We start from the raw sequence: 19,073 nt of genomic DNA on the forward strand, positions 1-19,073 counted from the left end.
AATAACCACCAAAAAATCTAGTATATTCCAAATATTGAGTATTAATCAGAAAAAGGAAGGAAATAGAAGTTATTTTGTTCTTTATAAAGAATTTTAATAGAATTTAAGACTTTCCAAATGAACAGGAGGATAATATACTCTATTTATTCATTCTTTATAACGAACGACCTAAGACTTTTGGAGTATGGATTAGGTAGAATGGGGTGGGTCTTCTGAAAGAAAAATCGGAAAGAAGAAAGATAAAATCACAACGACTTGTAAATAAGCCACAAATATCTTACAAAATACCAAAAGCGCTATCAATAAATTTCGCATTATCAGCGCTAATTCTCAGCGGACTAGCTCAAATAACTGGACAAACATACAGCTCCTACAGTGATACAGAATCTATTAGCGGTCAAATTAAAACATGTGAGGTATTTCCTTCTGCTATCCAGGACAGTTACAACGAGCTTGATCAACATTTACAAATAGTCATTCAACTTAGTAACGCCATTTACACTTTTGAGCAGGAGCCATTCGAGTTTGAAGAATCCAATTCAGTGGATCAAGATGCAACTCCAGAACAGTTGATAACATTATCTGGTGACAGTGAAGTTCAAATAAAAGCGTTAACAAAGGAATTACAAGCAATAGATAAACAACATCTTACATACTCTGAGATCAAAATCAGCCTACAAAATGAATTAGATGGCATGAAAAAAGTGATTACTACGCTGAAACAATATGATTCAGGTGATTCAAAATGTACCAAAATTGATAAATCCGAAATTCGCACGAAACTAATCGATGACTATAGAAAAAGTAATTTCCTTCCCTCTACTTATCAAAATGAGATTGCCACACTATTAGATCTTTCACCCAAGAATCAATCGAGCACTAATGAAAATACGAAACAAGAAATTACTAAGGATCTAGCTGATGTATTAAATATTCTTGGCCAAGAGAGCAAAGTTCTTAAAGCCAAAATAGAAGAACTAGAAAATCTAGCAATCTTACTCCAAAAAAAGGCGGAAAAAGAAAAAATCGCAAATGAAAGCACCGTTAAAGAAGACAATGAAATTGATCAAAAAAATGAGAGTGAGACTACCGACACTGAGACGAATCCTCCAAAAGCGAACAGCAATTCTAAAGATGTAACTAAGGAAGCTAAACCTCAACAAGAAGAAAATAAAGACAATCCTCAGAAGGACACCGACTCAACTGAAGATCCAAGCACAGAACCTACAATTCCTGAAGAAGAGAAAGGTTCGTCTACGGATGGTCAAGATATCGAAACACCGCCAAACGATGTGAGTGAAGAAGTGGTAAAAGAAAGCCCTGCTTCTTCTACAGAAAATGAAAATCAAGAATAACTCATGAAGGAGACGGTATAAAAATGAGTTTGAAGAAAGTGCTGAGCACTCTTGGTACCTTTGTCAATATTATTCTGTTTGCTGCATTAGCCTGTATGGTCTTTATCGTAATCTCTTCAAAAGCATCTGGAGGAGAACCTAATATATTGGGATATCAAATTAAGACAGTTTTATCCGGCTCAATGGAACCAACTTTCCTAACTGGTTCTGTCATAGCTGTTGATCCAGATATTGATCAGAATAGCTTCCAGAAAGATGACATTGTTACATTTATGCAGGATCAGAATACGCTAGTCACCCACCGTATTATTGGAGTAGAAAAAAACGGCGAGTCAGTTATTTATGAAACAAAAGGTGACAACAACGATGGACCCGATACGCAGCCGTTACTTGCAGAGAACGTGGTGGGTGAATATACCGGAATCACTATCCCTTACTTAGGGAAAATGATTGCATTTGCCAATTCGAAAGCAGGTGCCATTTACCTTCTAATTGTACCTGGACTCCTCTTAATACTCTACTCTGCCATTACGATTTGGCTAACTTTAAGTAGATTTGTAGATAGTAAAGAAATTGAAGCAACGAAATCTGAAACTAGTTCATAATGGTTTGTTATCCCTTAGGGGGTTCAAAATATAAACTTATTTTAGGGAGGAAAAAGAATGAGCATTAAAAAGAAATTAGCAATGGGCGTTATGACAGGGGCACTAGGGCTTACATTAGTTGGGGGAGGTACATATGCTGCGTTTAATGACACAGCTACGATTAACAATCATTTTGCCTCTGGAGAGCTTGATTTAAAAGTGGGGAAATCAGGCAATAAACCAATTAGTTTTGACTTATCGAATTTAAAACCTGGCGATAATGTTCAAAGGATCTTTACTCTTAACAATGCAGGATCTCTTGCGATTAAAGACGTCTTAATGGATGCAACTGCAAGCAATTTTAGCGATGAAGAAGGCGACTCAACGAAAAATGATTTCCTTGACCAGTTTGAAATTGACTTTATGAATGTTGATACTGAAACTAATCAATGGCAGCCAAGAGGCGATGTCATTAAGTCAGGTGAGAAACTTACACTTAAAGATCTGGTGAATGGGGATGTTTCAAAAGTTAAAGGGGATCACGTAGTAGGCAATAGAATTAATCTTGCTTCCATTGCAAGTGGTGATGACCGTGGTATTCCAGTCAGTCCTCCAGATACTGATGACGTATTTATCCAAATTACATTCAAAGATGTTGACACTAAGTCTGGTGGAGAATATGTTCAAAATAAATACATGAATGCAAGTGTGGACTTCTTCTTTAATCTAGAAGCTACACAGTGGGATGGCGTTAACGTCGACTCTCATAACGGTAACGGGGCTGTAAACAATGGCGTACAAAGTTCTTCTGATGGAACGAACGACACTCCTAACCCTAAAACTACTGGAACTTCTGATTCTGAGGAAGTAACTGATTAACAAGCTTACGAGCTAATCTGCTCTGTTTTATTAATTCCATTTTCTAAACGAGCATTTAACAGCAGAATAATTAAAGGAGTTCTCCTCTAACGACTGAGGAGAACTCCTTTTGAATTCACCTAAATCCAAGTACTTTGCGATGGTTGTACAAATTTACTCGTTAATGACTAATGACCTAATGAATCACCTGGACGGTTCTACCGATTCATTTCCTTGTACGAAATCACGAGGATTCATTGTATTATAATAATTAATAAAGATACCAAATGACAACCATTAAACATCACCTATTATTCGATACATACTTAATAATTCAAGCCCTATAAATCAAAGTCTGCGAAACTCCCAAGATCCTTGCCATCTGCCTTTGCGATAACCCCTCTACAGCTTTCAACCTTCGTAAAATCGGATCCCGTTTCTCTCTCGCCAAACTTTTCACCTGAGCGATTTCCAGCTTTCCAAGTAATCCTTTAATCACAACTCTCGCTTCATCATCGGTCAACCTTTTCCTTTCAGAGTCGAAATCCTCTAAACACCGATCGTCGTTTACTGTCTCGTTAAACTCCTTGAACCTCTCAATAGCCATCGCTCGGTCTTTTCCAAACATGTTTAATATCAAATTACAATCTACCAAACGGGTTACTGAAGTTAGTTGATAATACGCCCTACAGCTACTCCACTCCCATTCATCCAGAGTTCTTACCATTCTAGCTTTTAGAGGGTTTTGATGAATGTAGCGAACGACGGTAAGGAGATACTCCACTGTCTCGACATTCTCACTTTTAAATCGATCCTCAAATAGATGGCCGGATGTGTTGTATTTAAAATGATAGTATTTGACGAAGCTTACGGCGATGCGCTTTATTGTGATAGAAATGTCTTCGTTCCCTTCTTTCAGCAGAAGGTGAACGTGATTGCTCATTAAACACCACGCATAGATTTTAACCTTGTACAGGGTTGAGTACTTTTCGAGAGTTTGAAGGAATTGAAGCCAATCTTCATTATCGTGAAAGATTTCCTGTCTGTTTGCTCCTCTATAGATAATGTGATAGATTCCTGTACGGCTTTTTTGTCTCGCTTTACGAGGCATGACAAATGACGATGACGTTTCTATTTGTAGTGCACATTATGGTTTTCTCCTGTGAGTGATTTTTTGTGGAAGGATTGGATTGAACGGAGAGATAGTTTCCGTAATAGAAGGGCTTCTTCAATGGCTTCATCTGAAATGATGTCGTCGCCTTTCAAATCAGCTATCGTTCTCGCCAGTCGAATGATTTTGATTTGCACGCGATTGCTGAATCCCTGTGCACTTGATAAAGATTGGAGGTTTTGTTGCTGGAGTGGTGTTAGAGGGCTACTGCTTGTGAGTTGCTCAAATGAAACGCTCCCGTTGCAAATTTCTTTACCGTAGCGGGCGTATTGCCTTTCTCTTGCAGCGATTACACGATTTTTCACTTCTTCTGATGATTCGATACCACTAAAATGATTTCCTTTCAGATTCACTGGTTTTAACGAGAGTAGGATATCGATTCGATCTAAAATAGGACCCGATACACGACTTTTGTAAGCTTTGATTTGTTTTTCAGAACAGGTACAATAGTGGTCGCTTGAATCAAAGTAGCCACATGGGCAGGGGTTCATTGCAGCGATGAAGATAAATTTCGCAGGATACGTAATGGTGGAATGGACGCGGCTGATCGTCACCTTCTCATTCTCCATAGGTTGCCTCAACATATCGAGCGTCTTCTTTGAGAATTCTCCTAGTTCATCGAGAAATAACACACCTCGGTGAGCAAGCGAAACTTCACCGGGCTTCGGGTTGGTTCCTCCACCAATGATTGAGACAGATGAAGCTGAATGATGAGGGTGACGATAGGATGGCAAAGTGAGCGAGTCGTATGGGGCGCCAGCTAATTGATATAAGCTGATCTTTTCAAGTTGGGCTTCCTTTGATAGCGGCGGGAGGATGGATGGGAACGTTTCAGCTAAAAGACTTTTTCCACAGCCTGGCGGACCATCCATGAGAAGATAGTGCTCTCCGCTTGCGGCGATTTCTAATGCCCGCTTTGCGAAGTCATGGCCGATTACTTGATTGAAGTTCCGTTGAAAATGAAAGCGTTCATCTGTCGATTCTTTTGGCTTATTCACTGACAGGATCTGTTGACCGGAGAGTAGATCGACTACGTCCTGTATTGTCTGGATGTATACCAATTCCAGCTCGTCAATTTCTACCAAAGGAATTGTGGGGTCAAATGGAAGGAATAACGTTTGAAGCTGCAACTTTTTCGCGGCTAAAATCGCGGCAATCATCCCCTCAACCGGTAGAACCGTACCATCTAGAGATAGTGCACCAATAAATCCGGTGTTCAGAGGGATCTTGTCCTTAATCGCTTTAAGTTCTTTCAGAATACCGATCGCGATAGGAAGATCAAATAACGGGCCATTCTTTTTCTGCTCAGATGGAGAAAGGTTAATCACAACTTTCGAATCCACTAAAGGAAATCCTATACTATAAAGCGCCGCCGACACCCGCTCCTTCGATTCTTTAACAGAGGCATCCGGGAGTCCAACGATGATAACGGTCTCAATCCCTTCCGTTACTTGTACTTCTACCTGAACGCGGTAACCTTCTAAACCTTTTAATCCGATGCTTGTTACTTTTGCGGACATGGATTAGCTCCTTTTTATTTAATTTTCTTGTTTTATCATTAATTGTTGGTTTTATAAGGCTTTTTGGGAGGGACTGTAATTCATAGATAATAGTATGGAGTGGTTGTGATACTGGGATAAAGAAGGAGTTATGAGGGTTAAAACATTTTAGCCCTTTCATTGGTGGTGTTCGTAACATTTAATTTTAGAGGTTAAAACAAACATCTTAATCATTTTAACGTGGATTTAGGATAGGAGAATATCGTTTCTAAATGAGTAGTTGATGCATTAATAATGTATTCTCCCTTCATGCAAGAAGTCCTTCAATTTTCAATTGATGAATCTCATAATAGATTATATCTTTACACTCCTATGTCCTCGCCTTCAATAAACTACTTTTAGTATATTGAAAGTGTTGCTAGATTGAACGGCAACTGTTGATTCTTATTTGGGAAAATCTATTAAAACTTGTTTGCTGAAAACTGTTAACTCTAGTTTAGCGGTTACAAAAAGCCATTCAATCAAACGTTTGTTTAATAACCTGTTTGTTTGCAACGAGAGTAAATAGTTATAACCGCTCCTTGATACTTAACACAAAAAAAGTCCAATTTAATAGACTTGCAACTTGTTGTGCTAGTTTCTTATATCGGAGTTTAATCCTTACTATGGCATTGGCCGATCAATAATATTGTATTGCTACGTCTATAATCTTTGGCTTTATTTAAGCTGTTATTACAATATAGAATCACGAGAACCGTCCCCGTGATTCCGAAAGAGAACAATATGGAATTAGTTTCTAATCTTATAGATTATGGCGCTTCTCCTAATCTATTATTACCTGATGGCTACACTCCTTTAACGAAAGCTGTTAAAGAAAATAATGCCAAATTAATTGAAATACTCCTATCAAGTGACATTGATGTCAACTTTCCAAATAAATCAGGAAATACTGTACTGTTAGAGGCATTAAAATCTGATGATATGGAACTAGTGAAAACCATCTTAGATTTGGGAGCAAATCTAAACGCTTTGGATGATAATAGTACCACTACTCCTTTAATCCAGGCAACCACCCTCAATTCTGAACCCTTTGTGAAACTATTATTAGAGAGTGGCTCCAATACAAACCAACAGATTAACAATAACAAGACTGCATTAGAGATTGCATTAGAAAATAATAATAAATCTATAATTGAATTATTACTTAAGTATGGTGCAATCCCAGAGAATTTAACGAGTAATGGCAATACTCCTCTAATCATTGCTATCGAACAAAACAATAATGATTTAACTCAATTTATGCTTAAATATGTAAAAGATATAAATGCTACGAATGTTAGTGGTGTGACTCCACTTATGAAAGCGGTCGACAAGAATAACTATGAAATCTCAGAACTATTGCTAAACAAAGGTGCAGATCCTAATAAAAAAGATAAGGAAGGAAACTACCCTATTGAAATTGCGTCTATCAATAATGACACTGAGATAATCGATCTGTTACAGAAATCCGGGAGTATTAGCTTAGTCGAAATGAATATTGATCAATACATCGGCTATTGGAGTTTAGAAGATAGTATTGCTGCTACCTTTCAGCTAACAAAAGTTAATAACGCCACGCTCCAACAATCACTAGTTGAGGATTTTAAACGATCTGAAAATTTATTAAACAGAGAAAATAATTTCAAAGGACTAGTAATAATAGGTGAAGATAAAATTAAGTTAGGCCCCAATTATTATATAAGAATTTCTAAAGATGAACATGAATCAAACGTAAGCAAGCAAAAACTTAACCAGGAAAAACTTGTATCTGATAGAGAGGAAGAAAAGAATAATATTGAAGCTGAAGAATTAACTAACAAAAGAATTGAAACGATGAATAAACTAATCGGGTTCTGGGAGCGCACTGATAATCTTGGCAACAATACTCATGATGATCGTTACATTTTCATCTATGGAAACAGCGACACCTATTGGAGATTAGATTTTCAGACTGAGTGGAGTGGTGAAGAGCATGATACTTATTTAAACGAAATTGATTTTAGCGGAGAACAGATATTATGTGATAATATTACCTTTATATTTAACTCAGACACTACTATCACTGTAAAGTACAAAAAGAAGAAAGTTGGGGGAATCAACTATGATAAAAATGGCTATGTTACCCAACATTATAAACGCGTTCATAAAAGTGAGGTCGAGCAAAAATATGTTGATAGGTATCCAAACTCACAATTAGCCTATTAATATAATCATCAGAATGGATTGGTTCTTTATTACCTGTGTGTATTGATCGATGCCAAGAGTGTCACCAGGAATCCTGAAGAAAAATGAATCACTAGAACGGTCATGGTGATTCCTAGTGGTTCTCAATTCAATACTGTTCAAAACAGGGTCTAATCCCTTGAGTCTTGTTTGTACCAAACACCAAAAACTAACGAAAACACTCACCGTTATACCTGAATAACCAGGGCGGTTCTGCAGATTCACTCTCTTACACCTAACAAATGTAGACGTCAAGTTGAATTTTACACTTTTTGCTCGTTTCCTTTTTACACTTCTGCTGAAAATATGCTTCTCCGATTTTTCATACGATGACTTTCCTCATTTTCTCCACCATGTATGACTTCGACACGATGAAGTAATCGATCTAAAATAGCTGTTGTAATGCCTTGGTCCCCAATTAAATTACCCCACTCATCTGGACTTTTATTTGAGGTAAGGATGATCGAACTTCGTTCGTATAAATGGTTGATCAAATGAAAGAATAAGTTTGCTTCTCTTTGATCCATTGCCATATACATTAAATCATCTATAATCACAAGATCAGCACTTCTAAGTCGTTTGAGTTGTACCTTTGATTTGTTCAGATATTCTTCTGTCTTTAAGATCTGTACTAGCTCGCCCATTGAAGCGAAATAGACATTGAACCCTCTGTAAACGGCCTCGAGTCCCAGTCCAATGGCGATGTAAGTTTTCCCAATGCCAGGTGGCCCCAGTAGAATTAAGTGTACTGCTGTTCCAGCCAGCTTAACTCTCTGAGTTGTGTTAGCTGTCGTGCTGTCAGAACATTTTGCCCTTCCAGTTCAAACTCATCTAATGACTTAACGAAAGGGAAGCGTGCCCATTTCATTCTTTTATCAAGGCTTTTCGCTTCACGTTTTGCTAGTTCATATCGCGTAATAGATTCTAAGAATTCTAAGTAGGTCCATGAAGTTTTTTCAGCTTCTCGAAGAAGCTGTGGGAGCTCCTCCGCGGTTTCTGAAAGTCTTAACTGACGGAATTGATTTTGTAATTCAGTCACAGTCTTATTCATCATGCCCGACCTCCTAAAATGCTAGTATACGTGTTTAGAGAACGGGTAGAGGCCACGATATTAGAATGTTTTACCGGGTTAGAATTAAAGGATTCTATTTCGTGAACGGGCAGATGACTCGTTGTATGAAGGTGATAGGCGATATCGCGAAAATCGTTAGCACTATACAGTTTTTCTGTCACACACTTGGTCATCACTGAATTGATAGATGTTGGATACTGTTGAATTACACGATGAATGATTGCGAACTGATCTCGACGATACCTTGGGTATCGTTGGCTAATTTCATCAAAATAGGCTCCTGCCTGATTCTGATCTTCGAAAAAGGAAATCAGACGTTGTTTAAACGCTTCAATCCCTTTTGAACGATCACGGGTATGATTGCGGTTTTGAATGAGCTTTCCTTTTCCAAAACTAATGCCGTGCTCGGCAATAGCTTCACCCACTGCTTGCTTTCGAATCACGAGCGTTTGTTTTTCATCACCTTTTACTTCAATGAAAACAAGATTCTCAGAGTTAGTTTGATAAGTCCCAAGTGGCACGGAATAACGGTTTGACTTATAACGGATTGTGTTGTCCTTGCTTACGCTTCTTGTTATACTTTTGTTATTGGTACTTTCATATGAAAGTAACGAAGAGACTGGCTGTAAGTGTTGCTTTTCGAGGAGAAACACTTCTGCTGGTCTTTTTTTCGTTGTTTGGTGAACCTGATGGTTCCCAGTACGCTGGAGCCACTGTAATGCTCGGTGATTCCAATCCTCTATGTCACTGAAGACTCGACTATCTGCGAAGTTGCCTTTTATGTACTTCACGACATTTTCAATCATACCCTTAGACTCCGGATCAGCTCTTCTGCACAAGTGAACTTTAAACTTACGTTCATTCACATAACTTTGAAACTCAGATGTTAAAAGCAGCTGACCTGCATTCTCACTAACTGTGATTAAGTGATCCTGATCATATACGATTTCTTCTGTTCGTCCTCCGTAAAATTGGAATGCATTTTCGTGACACCGGATCGCATCTCTCGTAGTAAACGGCCTTGTCTGCCACTCCATGTATTTCTGTCTTGAGTGAGCGAGGACAAACGCAATGAAATACAGCTTGAGCTCTTTATTGTCAGTAGTCTTCTGCTTTGTTTCGCCCCAGTCTACCTGAAGTTGTTTTCCCCTTGGTTGTTCAGGAACTGCTTCATAGTGACGAACAATACTCTTCTTCTCAATCTGATGAATTTCCCTAACTTCTCTCACATAAGATCTCATAGTACTTCCACCGACCACGAGGTCGGGATATCTCTCCAGAAGCCAATCATGAATTTGTGCACCACTCAGATGAGGGTATTCTTCTAACCAGGCAAGTATTCAGTCTTTGTAGTTGTCTAATTTCTTTTTCCGCCCAAGAGGCTGTTCAGTGTAAGCTTTTGCTTCCTCAAAGGTCATCTCCAAATATTTATAGACAGTTGGTCTTGAGATCTTAAGCTCCTTAGCCATTTGTGCTACTTTAAATTTTCGTTTATGTAATTCCTGAATTTTAATATATAACACTAATTTCTCCTCCAAAATCCTAACCTCCAGTAAATAACATCACAAACTATTTTACTAGAGTATTAGGCTGATAGAGCAAAAGTGTAAAATCTAATCAAGCGAAAACTGTCAACTTTATTCTAGCGTTTACAACAAAAAACCAAGCGGCTAATCAAAGATATGATTAGCCGCTTGGTTTTCTGTGACACATGTAGTAAAACCATGAGAAACTTAGTAGCGCTCTTTATAAACCACCATTGATTCATTTATTGCTCTGTAACTTTGAAGTGAATCATGAGAACCGTCCCCGTGATTCCTCTATCTTCTTCTTTGAATTTTTTTCGCCAGTAATGAAATTGATAAACACTGATTCCTTCTTGGGTAGACACCCATTCTTGAATCGGTTGTCCGCTAGCGTCGAAGTCTTCCATACGATTTATCCATAGTTGATACTTTTCTCACGATTCATAGCCACACTTCTGAAGTGGATTGATTAATCAGAGTATCGCATGAACCTTTTCAAAGAAGAAGGTGTCGTTCGTTTGGCGCTTACGAAACAGCAAGCTGGAGAAGTTCTTAATTTATTGAAATAAAAAACGGCAACAACTTATTATTGCGAATTATCGGGACAGTTATGCTGATTCACACCTATAAACAAAAAGAAACCCAGGTAAACTATCCATTTTATGATTAGTTTACCTGGGTTTCTTTTTGAATGATATTTGTGGAAATTATATTGGGAAATGAATCACGAGAACCGTCCCAGTGATTCCAAATGTTTGTTTCAATGTGTGGTTGTTTGGAAGTTGTGGGAATGTGATAGTGAATCACTATTGGCACGAGTGGGTCAATTTTGTGTAATTAGTGGATCAAAAAGATGGCAGGGGTGGATCTATCCTGTGTCCCTTTCAAAAAACCATTCAATCAAACGTTTGTTTAATAACCTGGTTGTTTGCAACGAGAGTCAATAGTTATAACCACCCCTTGATACTTAACACTAAAAACTCCGGTTTAATAGACTTGCAACTTATTGTGCTAGTTTATTATATCGGGGTTTGGTCTTTACAATGGCATAGGCCGATCAATAATATAGCATTGCTACGTCTATAGACTTTGGCTCTACTAAGCTATTATTGCAATATAGAATCACGAGAACCGTCCCCGTGATTCAAGTGGGCGTCACTCTCCACGTTCTCGCTATTAAATCTCTCTTGAAATAGATGCCCACATCTTCTATATTTCCGATTGTACCAGTACACGTAACTCGAACTTACCCTCTTCATAAACATTGAAAGGCTCTCCTCTGTCTCTTTTACCAATAGATGTACATGATTGTCCATTAAGCAGTAGGCGTATAGTTCAATGCCACTTTTGGTTTTGTATCGGGCAAGGATTTCTAAAAATTTTTCCTTGTCTTCCTCATCTTCAAAAATCGTCTGACGGTTGATCCCTCTAAATACAACATGATAGACCCCCGAGCTACTTTTCTTTCTAGCTTTTCTTGGCAGATTCACATCACCTTTTTTGTCCGTTATTAAGAACGGAATTGGATGCGAGTTTGGAATTCTAAGAAAGGAAATATTAAAAAGAAAATAAATGTAGTGGCTGGATACTAGAGGTACTTCTAAAAAAAAGGGAAGAGGAATGTCTAGTGTAATCACTAAACGGAAGCACCTTTATTTATTAGACACGAACACAAAGAATCCTTCTACAAAATCACTTTTAAATCGATAAAACTGGAAAGAAGGATGACATCGGGAGTATGCATGTGTGCTGCCAACACTTCTGTGTGAAAGCACAAGACTCTGTACCTCTGTGTTTATTGCAATATAGAAGTGCAGACCTTTGCAACAGAAAAATGCAGAGTCCTGCACTTATTTTAATAAGGGCATAAAAAAAAGACTTGCCAGTCACCCCAAGTCCCTCTAACGTAATTGGTGTCGAATCAATACGTGGAGGTAATGGAAGGATGCTAGCAATGTCTGATGTTAATTGTATCAAAAATTTAAGAAACAACAAAGGTCTATCAATCTCCCAAATACAGAAAATATTAGGGGCTAACTGGCGCACCGCAAAAAAATATGCAGATGAGGACCACATACCAAATGAAACCCTCAGGATTAGAAAATCTTACGTAGAATGGGGAAAGATTTTTGGTGACGATGTGCTGGCTACGGCCATGTTAGATCGAATTGTTCACCACTCTACTACATTTAATATCAAAGGTGGATCTTACAGATTAAGAGAAAAAGTAAAAGCTGGCATACAGCCAGCTAAGATGCGCTAATATTAGGGAATTTGTTTCCGTTGAAATTAGGGAATTTTAAACCGTTATTGACAATTTAGAATAAGAATCTTCAAGTAATTCGTTAATAAAGCTAAAATCAATGGCTTCATTAATGACTTTAAGCGTATGATTTTCGGGGATTTTATTATATAATATGGAATATAAACTAGCTTGCTTATTATGAGTGAGCATAAGAAAAAGCCTCCAATTTGGTTGATGGTTTCTAGTCCATTCTATCTTACCAAATTTGGGGGCTTTTTCTTTATTATTTTATATTTTTTCAATTTTTAGGAGTCGTTTTTCAGTGGCTTCAACCTGTCCCCATGTCCCTCTGATTCATTTCCCATCTAACTTTCAATCACCCTATCGACTACTAAAACTTCTTTAAAGAGATTTTCTTTTTCTATAAAAGAGATTTCTGTACATTGATTTAAAATTGGATTATTACCTATTAAAAAAAACTTTTTATTTATAGGATGGAAAACATACCAAATTTCACTATTGATGGTAATTGAGATCGTTTTAGTTTGAGAGTTTTTCAAACTAAAAAAATTGTAATATGTTTTGATTACTGGAAAGTAAATAAAAACTATATATAGAAAGTAAATAACCAACAGGATTACTAAGATTTCATAATTATTTTCCATCATCTTTTTCTCTAAAGCTACCTGTGAGTAAATTTTAGTTCCAAAGTAATATGCAGGCATAAAAAAAATGTTCAAGAATGATAAAGAGAATAGAATAAAACAAACTATTTTTCGGGTATTGTCATAATTTTCGATCAACGAATGTAGCGTTATTCCTTTATTCTCTAGTATAATCATCCACGTAAACATGATTATACTGAAGATGAACAGAATAATTGCAATATAAACATTGTATACCGAGTAATTCTTAAAAATAGAATCTGTAATAAGAAATACGATAAGAGTGTAAAATAGGATTTCACCAATCGTTCTGATAGTTGTTATTAAGAATCTCTTTTCTTTAGTTGCAACCCTCATCTCAACAACACTTGAAGAAATTAAAGTAATAGGATTTATTTTTATAAATATCATTAGTATGGTTAAGATAACTGTGGGGATTTTTAGTAAAGAAAACACTTCTTGTATTGAGATAGTCATATTGTCATCTCCCAAACAATTTTACCATATATTAGTTTTTGGTTAATGCTAAATTTTATTATCAATCAACAATAAATGAATAGAATTAATCAAACATTGAAGTCAAAAAGATACGAACAAGGGGCTATGATCTTAACTTCAAACAAGTTTTGCATTGAATGGGTCCAGATTTTTATGTTAGACCGAATCGTTCACCACTTCTACTATATTTAATATCAAGGGAGGATCTAACAGATTAAGAGAAAAAGTAAAAGCTGGCATACAGCCTGCTAATAGTCGCTAACATTAGGAAATTTAAAGCTGTTATTGACAATTAGTCAAGAACCTAAAGGTTACTTTCTCTCTTGAATAATATTTGCTTACATTTCACTACCAAGATATTAATTTCATGATAGTTAACTAAAATAAGAACCATAAACAAACAGATTTCTATTAAGTATTCAAATTCAAAACCTTTATATAATACTGCGATTTGAATAAATATAACAATCAAAGACAAGAGTATTTTTTTTACATTAATTTGTATATTTACAAATTTTTTAGTGTCATATATTCTGAATAACCAAATTGCAGCAAAGCTAAGCATCGTCCCAATGGAGGCACCATTTATCCCTATATATGGAATTAAAATAATGTTTGCTATCATATTTATTACTGCTCCAATAACTGATGTTTTAAAAACTCCTGATGTTTTTTTCGCTGCTATATAATTTGTACCTAAAAACCCAGAAAAACTTGAGAAAACTGCACCTAACAATAGAAAAGGAACATATTCCCAAGATTTGAAGTATTCTGACGCTACAAAAAAACCGACTACTATTTTCAAGTGTACAAGTATTAAAGAAGCTGCTATTAACATAATTATAGAAAACCAATTAAAAACATTCGAAAAAAATTTAGATTTGCTTTCAGAATTAACTTCTTCAATAGCTGCCATCTGCCATGCTTGAAAAAATATTGAATTAATTATATTTAAAATACTGGGTATTTTAGTTGCAAGAGCATATAGCCCATTCGCACTCAAGCCTAAAAAAAACGAAATGATGTATCTATCTGAAAAACTCATAATCCACCACATCATGGCATTAGGTATTAAGGGAACACTGTAATGTAACATCTCTTTCATTATTTTAATATTCGTCTTTTTAATTTTAAAATCCTTATAAACTTTTCCCACAATAATAGCGAAAAAACTACTTACCATATAAGCAATAATAAGCGACTGTAAATACCCATCGATACCGTTATGAAAAATAACAAGGAAAAGCACATTACAAATTAATAAAAATAATGCATTAATAATTCCAGTAATAGCAAATAATTTAACCATTCCATTTGCTCTTATATATTGTGAAAGAGTAGAAAAAATTGATTGAACTAATAATAATAAATAGAAATAGTAAATATAGCCTTTGAATGGCAAGATCATTACCATTACCGGATATAATGCACACAACATGGTAATACCAATAATTGTAACTATTAATGCATTAATTAATACTGTTTCCTTATCATAATTTTTATCCATGACAAACCTGAATACTGAATCAAATATACTTAAAGTAATTAACGGAATTAAAAGACTTGTAGTAGTTGTGAAGAGATCGACCATACCAAATTCGCTTGTAGTAAGATAATACGTATATAGAGGAACTAAAAATAAAATTAAGAGTTTAGTTCCTAGATTACCTACAGCATATATTAGTGAATTATTAAACAATTTTTTATATTTATTCATTACTTTAATCAACCTTACTCATTCTTATATCAATCTGTTTTCATTAACGATTATACCAGCAATATTCTTAATGATTATTCGACTTTATGCTTTGATGAATTTCATTCTTAAACTGCATATAGTATGAAGTATAGTTTAGCTTTTTTATGTTTTTTTTATTTTTCATTTCAGCAACTTCTTTTAAGAATTTTCCTTTAGACTCAATTATACCGTCATTATTTTTGATCCATTTAAGTCCGCTTCTTATCTTATGTCCTTTTATGTCTAATGCTATGCAAGGGCTTGTAGTTAAAGCGGAAAAAATCATACCATGATATCTATCTGTTACTATTACCTCATGTGATGAAAAATTAGTAAGCATTTCGTGAACGTATTTTTCTCTTTCATTTTTCATCACTTTTTTCCCTATTTCTGTATCTTGCACTGTTACCTTGATATCGAAATTATTTTTAAAAAAGTCTATGATACTTAGTTTTTTACTTTCTACAGCAGATTCTTTATCGTCTCTTAAACACACCAAAATTCCATTTCGATTAATTCCTTTATTATTTACATTGTCAAAATATGATAAGACTATATCAGGTACAAGAATTGTTTTTGCATTACTGAAGTTATTTTTAGAAAAGGTGAAACTATTTTCATCACGTGCAGCAATTACTATGTTGCTATGATTATTATATATTTTTTTTGCTTTTTGAAATAAGACATTTCCCGTTAACTTGTTACTAAACTCTATACTCTGGGGCATCTGGACAATTAAATTTTCTTTAAATTTTTTAACGATAAATTGTCTGGTTTTTTCAGTCTTAATATACCAATCTCCTAAATTCCCACCACCCTGAATAAAAATCAAATCCTCTTTTTTGATTTTTTTTACAATTGATGGATATAAGTAGTAAAAACTATTCTCAGGTATGTCAATGAGGTTATATTCGTTGAAGTTATTTCTAATCCAAGTTTTTGTAGCATGAGCAATTGCTTGGTCTCCAAGATTCCCGCCTGTTGGAGTCTGCAACAAGAAAATATTTTTATCTTTCACTTCAAAAGATGAGGTATTATTTTTCCCCTTAATTATCTGATACTGACAATCAATATTAAAAATGATTGAATCACTCAGTGGCTTAAGTACGTTATATAAAAATTTGTTTTTCTTTAGAATCTCTTTCATATTAGAAATCATTGTTTTCCCCTTTGCAACTCTTTTATATTAACAATGCTTATTTTATGAATTATATAATATTTAATTTAAAGAAAATCCTTCACTGATAGTCTACAATTAATGGATTACAAAAGTATCCATTAAAATGTGATCGGCATTTAACTAATTAATATATCTACCGAACCATTATAAAATCCTATCAAAAGAAGTATTAACAATACTAAACTAGTAAGTAATGGATTATATTGCTTTAAAGTTGTTAAAGGCAATAAAATTAGAAGTGGTATTAAAAACCAAGAGAAAGCTGCTATTCTATCTGAATAGGTAACAAATCCTAATAATAAAAAGTAAATGTTAAACATTACATATATCTTAAGTAGTTTGTTATACATATTAAAATTAACTTTATACTTTAAGAGTCTACGTATCCAAAGCCCCCACAATAAAAACACCATACTAAAAACAAAAAAATCTAGACGATTAACTCCACCAGTATATACATTTAACAGTGACCCATCTGAATATGAACTTATAAAAATATCTCCAACTACCCCTAACACTACTTTATTTAAGTGAGTTAAAAATAATAATGCTGAAAAAATCCATATGGTAATTAAACTCCTTAATTTAACATCGAATATTTTTAATACAAATAACGCTAACGATAAAGGTAGTGCAGAAACATGAACTAGTGGTGCACAGATAATCGCTATGTAAAATGTTTTATCTTGTTTTTTCCCGCTGATTAGAATTAATAAGGCAATAAATAGTATACTTATCGCTAAACCTTGTCGCATTGTATTGAGAATATAAGCAAAAAAAATAAAATTTGTAATATAACCGATTAGAATGGCTAATATCTGATAAGGATTAAAGATTTTCTTTAAAGAAATTAAAAAAAGTGTTATAAATAAAAGCCAAGAGGCTACTTTAAAAAAAATAGGTGATATTGAAATTTTAGAAAATGTCCATTGCATAATAGTAAACAATCGCTCTTTGTCTGAATAATCTAAGGCTTCAAATAACGAAAGTTGATGATAATTTAAAAAATCTTGAAAATATATTGGCATATCATTTGTGCTATCAATTTCTAAAGCTCCAATTTTAAATGTAATAAACAATATTAAACAAAATAAAATCACATAAACATTATATTTATTATTTAATATAGAATTAGGTTGAGCTGATAGTAAAGTTAAAGATAATAACATAATTAGAAAAAAAATTAACATTTTTATTTCCTTTCAAAGTGCTACTTTTATACATTAATTACATTATTAAAAATAAGGACTAAGTTTATTTCTAGTATTATACTAGTTTCAATTAATTAATAAATATTTTTAACTAATGATTCCTTTAATCAGATAGTGTAAAAATTGAGAAGAAAGCGTATAGTAAATAAAGATTTCTATTTAAATTTCATATTAGTAAAAATGCTGAACCTGCTTGTTGAATTAAATTTTTATGTGGGAATTTTACACAAGAGGTAATTCCCAATATCTTATTTGTGGATTCTGTAATATGATGCCAATAGCTTACCCATCACCCAGATTACACATATGATTAACACTTTTAAATCTTCTTATAATTATAATTGCATCTTAAAATCGAATTCTTTTCTCAAAAATCACTATTTAACTCTCTAATTAAATTTTTTTTCATGATATTTCATTAAAATTTTCACAGGAATTATCCCGACAAGAAGTGATCTGAAAGCGAATATTTCGTATTTCACTGGTAAACCGAGCTTTTTTCTCCACTTCTTTTTTAATCTATATTCACAAACTCTATATTTAAATTTTCTTTTACTATAAGAATCCCTTGCTTCATAATATTCGAAAAGTACGTCTCTTAAATTATAACCCTTGTAGCCTTTTTCATACATTTTACACCATAAGTCATAATCCTCAGTCCTTTCTGTGTCAGTACCAGTAGTGTACATTCCAACAGTTAGAACTTCTTTTCTTCGCATCATTATAGATGGATGGGTAAAGGTCCTTCCAAGAAATATATCAAGAATTGTTCTCTCGCCCTCTTTTATACTTCTACCCCAAATACCGCTTTCATCAAATAGATTTCGACTCGTCCCTACGATTGCATAATTTGGGTTAGAATCTAAAAAAGCTACTTGTTTAGCAAACCTATCTGGATAGGATAAGTCGTCATCATCCATTCTAGCAATATATTCACCTGTAGCTACATTCAAACAATTATTAAGAGTTTGAGCAAGACCCTGATTATTCCGATTTTGGATAAGCTTTATTCTTCCATCTCTATCAGCAAATTTTTGTATCAGTTCGATACTATTATCGTTAGAACCATCATCACATATAATAAATTCATAATCCGTAAAAGTTTGATTTATTATTGACTCGATAGCCTTGTTTATACTTCTAGCTCCATTATAAACTCCCATGATTACTGATACCTTCGGCATAGCACATATCCTTTCAAATCGTTCT

The 19,073-nt window shown here is 34.6% G+C and carries 13 protein-coding genes and 4 pseudogenes; 6 read left to right on the top strand and 11 right to left on the bottom strand.

Features of this window, described 5'->3' with window-relative positions; genetic code table 11:
• Positions 1–203 precede the first annotated feature (203 nt).
• Genes ATG70_RS16210 through ATG70_RS16220 form a run of 3 tightly spaced genes read left to right on the top strand, consistent with a single transcriptional unit; the run spans position 204 to position 2,818 of the window.
• Positions 204–1,355 carry a hypothetical protein gene (locus ATG70_RS16210; protein WP_098445292.1) on the top strand — a complete coding sequence of 384 codons (1,152 nt, stop codon included), beginning with the start codon at positions 204–206 and terminating at the stop codon, positions 1,353–1,355.
• A 29-nt stretch (positions 1,356–1,384) separates the two neighbouring features.
• Positions 1,385–1,960 carry a signal peptidase I SipW gene (gene sipW / locus ATG70_RS16215; RefSeq protein WP_373560789.1) on the top strand — a complete coding sequence of 192 codons (576 nt, stop codon included), beginning with the start codon at positions 1,385–1,387 and terminating at the stop codon, positions 1,958–1,960.
• 57 nt (positions 1,961–2,017) lie between these two features.
• Positions 2,018–2,818 (top strand): TasA family protein, encoded by an 801-nt coding sequence (locus ATG70_RS16220; protein ID WP_098445294.1) that lies wholly within the window; start codon positions 2,018–2,020, stop codon positions 2,816–2,818.
• 313 nt (positions 2,819–3,131) lie between these two features.
• On the opposite strand, the gene ATG70_RS16225 is transcribed toward ATG70_RS16220, so the two are convergent.
• Together ATG70_RS16225 and ATG70_RS16230 are read right to left on the bottom strand one after the other, a co-directional pair.
• Positions 3,132–3,908 (bottom strand): transposase, encoded by a 777-nt coding sequence (locus ATG70_RS16225; RefSeq protein ID WP_098445295.1) that lies wholly within the window; start codon positions 3,906–3,908, stop codon positions 3,132–3,134.
• A 20-nt stretch (positions 3,909–3,928) separates the two neighbouring features.
• Positions 3,929–5,488: a YifB family Mg chelatase-like AAA ATPase gene (locus ATG70_RS16230; protein WP_098445296.1), complete on the bottom strand. Its 1,560-nt coding sequence runs from the start codon at positions 5,486–5,488 to the stop codon at positions 3,929–3,931.
• A 762-nt stretch (positions 5,489–6,250) separates the two neighbouring features.
• Between ATG70_RS16230 and ATG70_RS16235 the strand changes: the two genes are divergently transcribed.
• A complete protein-coding gene (locus tag ATG70_RS16235) occupies positions 6,251–7,711 on the top strand; it encodes an ankyrin repeat domain-containing protein (RefSeq protein WP_098445297.1) in 1,461 nt (486 codons plus the stop codon).
• Positions 7,712–8,016: 305 nt separating this feature from the next.
• Here the strand turns inward: ATG70_RS16235 and istB are convergent.
• The 4 genes and pseudogenes from istB to ATG70_RS16250 all read right to left on the bottom strand — a co-directional run bounded on the left by istB (position 8,017) and on the right by ATG70_RS16250 (position 11,964).
• Positions 8,017–8,780: pseudogene (gene istB, locus ATG70_RS16240) on the bottom strand (IS21-like element helper ATPase IstB).
• Positions 8,780–10,324: pseudogene (gene istA, locus ATG70_RS16245) on the bottom strand (IS21 family transposase). The pseudogenes istB and istA overlap by 1 nt, the downstream one beginning before the upstream one ends.
• 245 nt (positions 10,325–10,569) lie before the next feature.
• A pseudogene (gene tnpA / locus ATG70_RS22590) lies at positions 10,570–10,749 on the bottom strand (IS66 family insertion sequence element accessory protein TnpA); the annotation flags it as partial.
• Positions 10,750–11,433: 684 nt separating this feature from the next.
• A complete protein-coding gene (locus tag ATG70_RS16250; RefSeq protein ID WP_306472718.1) occupies positions 11,434–11,964 on the bottom strand; it encodes a transposase in 531 nt (176 codons plus the stop codon).
• 464 nt (positions 11,965–12,428) lie between these two features.
• On the opposite strand from ATG70_RS16250, the pseudogene ATG70_RS16255 reads away from it, so the two are divergent.
• A pseudogene (locus ATG70_RS16255) lies at positions 12,429–12,590 on the top strand (ATP-binding protein); the annotation flags it as partial.
• A gap of 347 nt (positions 12,591–12,937) precedes the next feature.
• On the opposite strand, the gene ATG70_RS16260 reads toward ATG70_RS16255, so the two are convergent.
• A complete protein-coding gene (locus ATG70_RS16260; RefSeq protein WP_098445298.1) occupies positions 12,938–13,714 on the bottom strand; it encodes a hypothetical protein in 777 nt (258 codons plus the stop codon).
• Positions 13,715–13,840: 126 nt separating this feature from the next.
• Between ATG70_RS16260 and ATG70_RS22995 the strand changes: the two genes are divergently transcribed.
• Positions 13,841–13,927, top strand: a complete 87-nt coding sequence (locus ATG70_RS22995; RefSeq protein ID WP_373560790.1) for a hypothetical protein — start codon at positions 13,841–13,843, stop codon at positions 13,925–13,927.
• A 112-nt stretch (positions 13,928–14,039) separates the two neighbouring features.
• Here the strand turns inward: ATG70_RS22995 and ATG70_RS16265 are convergent, their stop codons facing one another.
• From ATG70_RS16265 to ATG70_RS16280, 4 genes are all read right to left on the bottom strand, one after another.
• Positions 14,040–15,452 carry a lipopolysaccharide biosynthesis protein gene (locus ATG70_RS16265; RefSeq protein WP_098445299.1) on the bottom strand — a complete coding sequence of 471 codons (1,413 nt, stop codon included), beginning with the start codon at positions 15,450–15,452 and terminating at the stop codon, positions 14,040–14,042.
• Positions 15,453–15,519: 67 nt separating this feature from the next.
• The gene (locus ATG70_RS16270) at positions 15,520–16,632 is read right to left on the bottom strand and encodes a polysaccharide pyruvyl transferase family protein (protein ID WP_098445300.1); all 1,113 of its coding nucleotides are present in this window, start codon (positions 16,630–16,632) and stop codon (positions 15,520–15,522) included.
• 137 nt (positions 16,633–16,769) lie between these two features.
• Positions 16,770–17,843, bottom strand: a complete 1,074-nt coding sequence (locus tag ATG70_RS16275; protein WP_098445301.1) for an EpsG family protein — start codon at positions 17,841–17,843, stop codon at positions 16,770–16,772.
• 410 nt (positions 17,844–18,253) lie between these two features.
• The gene (locus ATG70_RS16280; RefSeq protein WP_179886307.1) at positions 18,254–19,048 is read right to left on the bottom strand and encodes a glycosyltransferase family 2 protein; all 795 of its coding nucleotides are present in this window, start codon (positions 19,046–19,048) and stop codon (positions 18,254–18,256) included.
• Between the last annotated feature and the right edge of the window lie 25 nt (positions 19,049–19,073).

It is taken from the genome of Bacillus sp. es.036 (genome assembly GCF_002563635.1).
Classification (GTDB): Bacteria; Bacillota; Bacilli; order Bacillales; family Guptibacillaceae; genus Guptibacillus.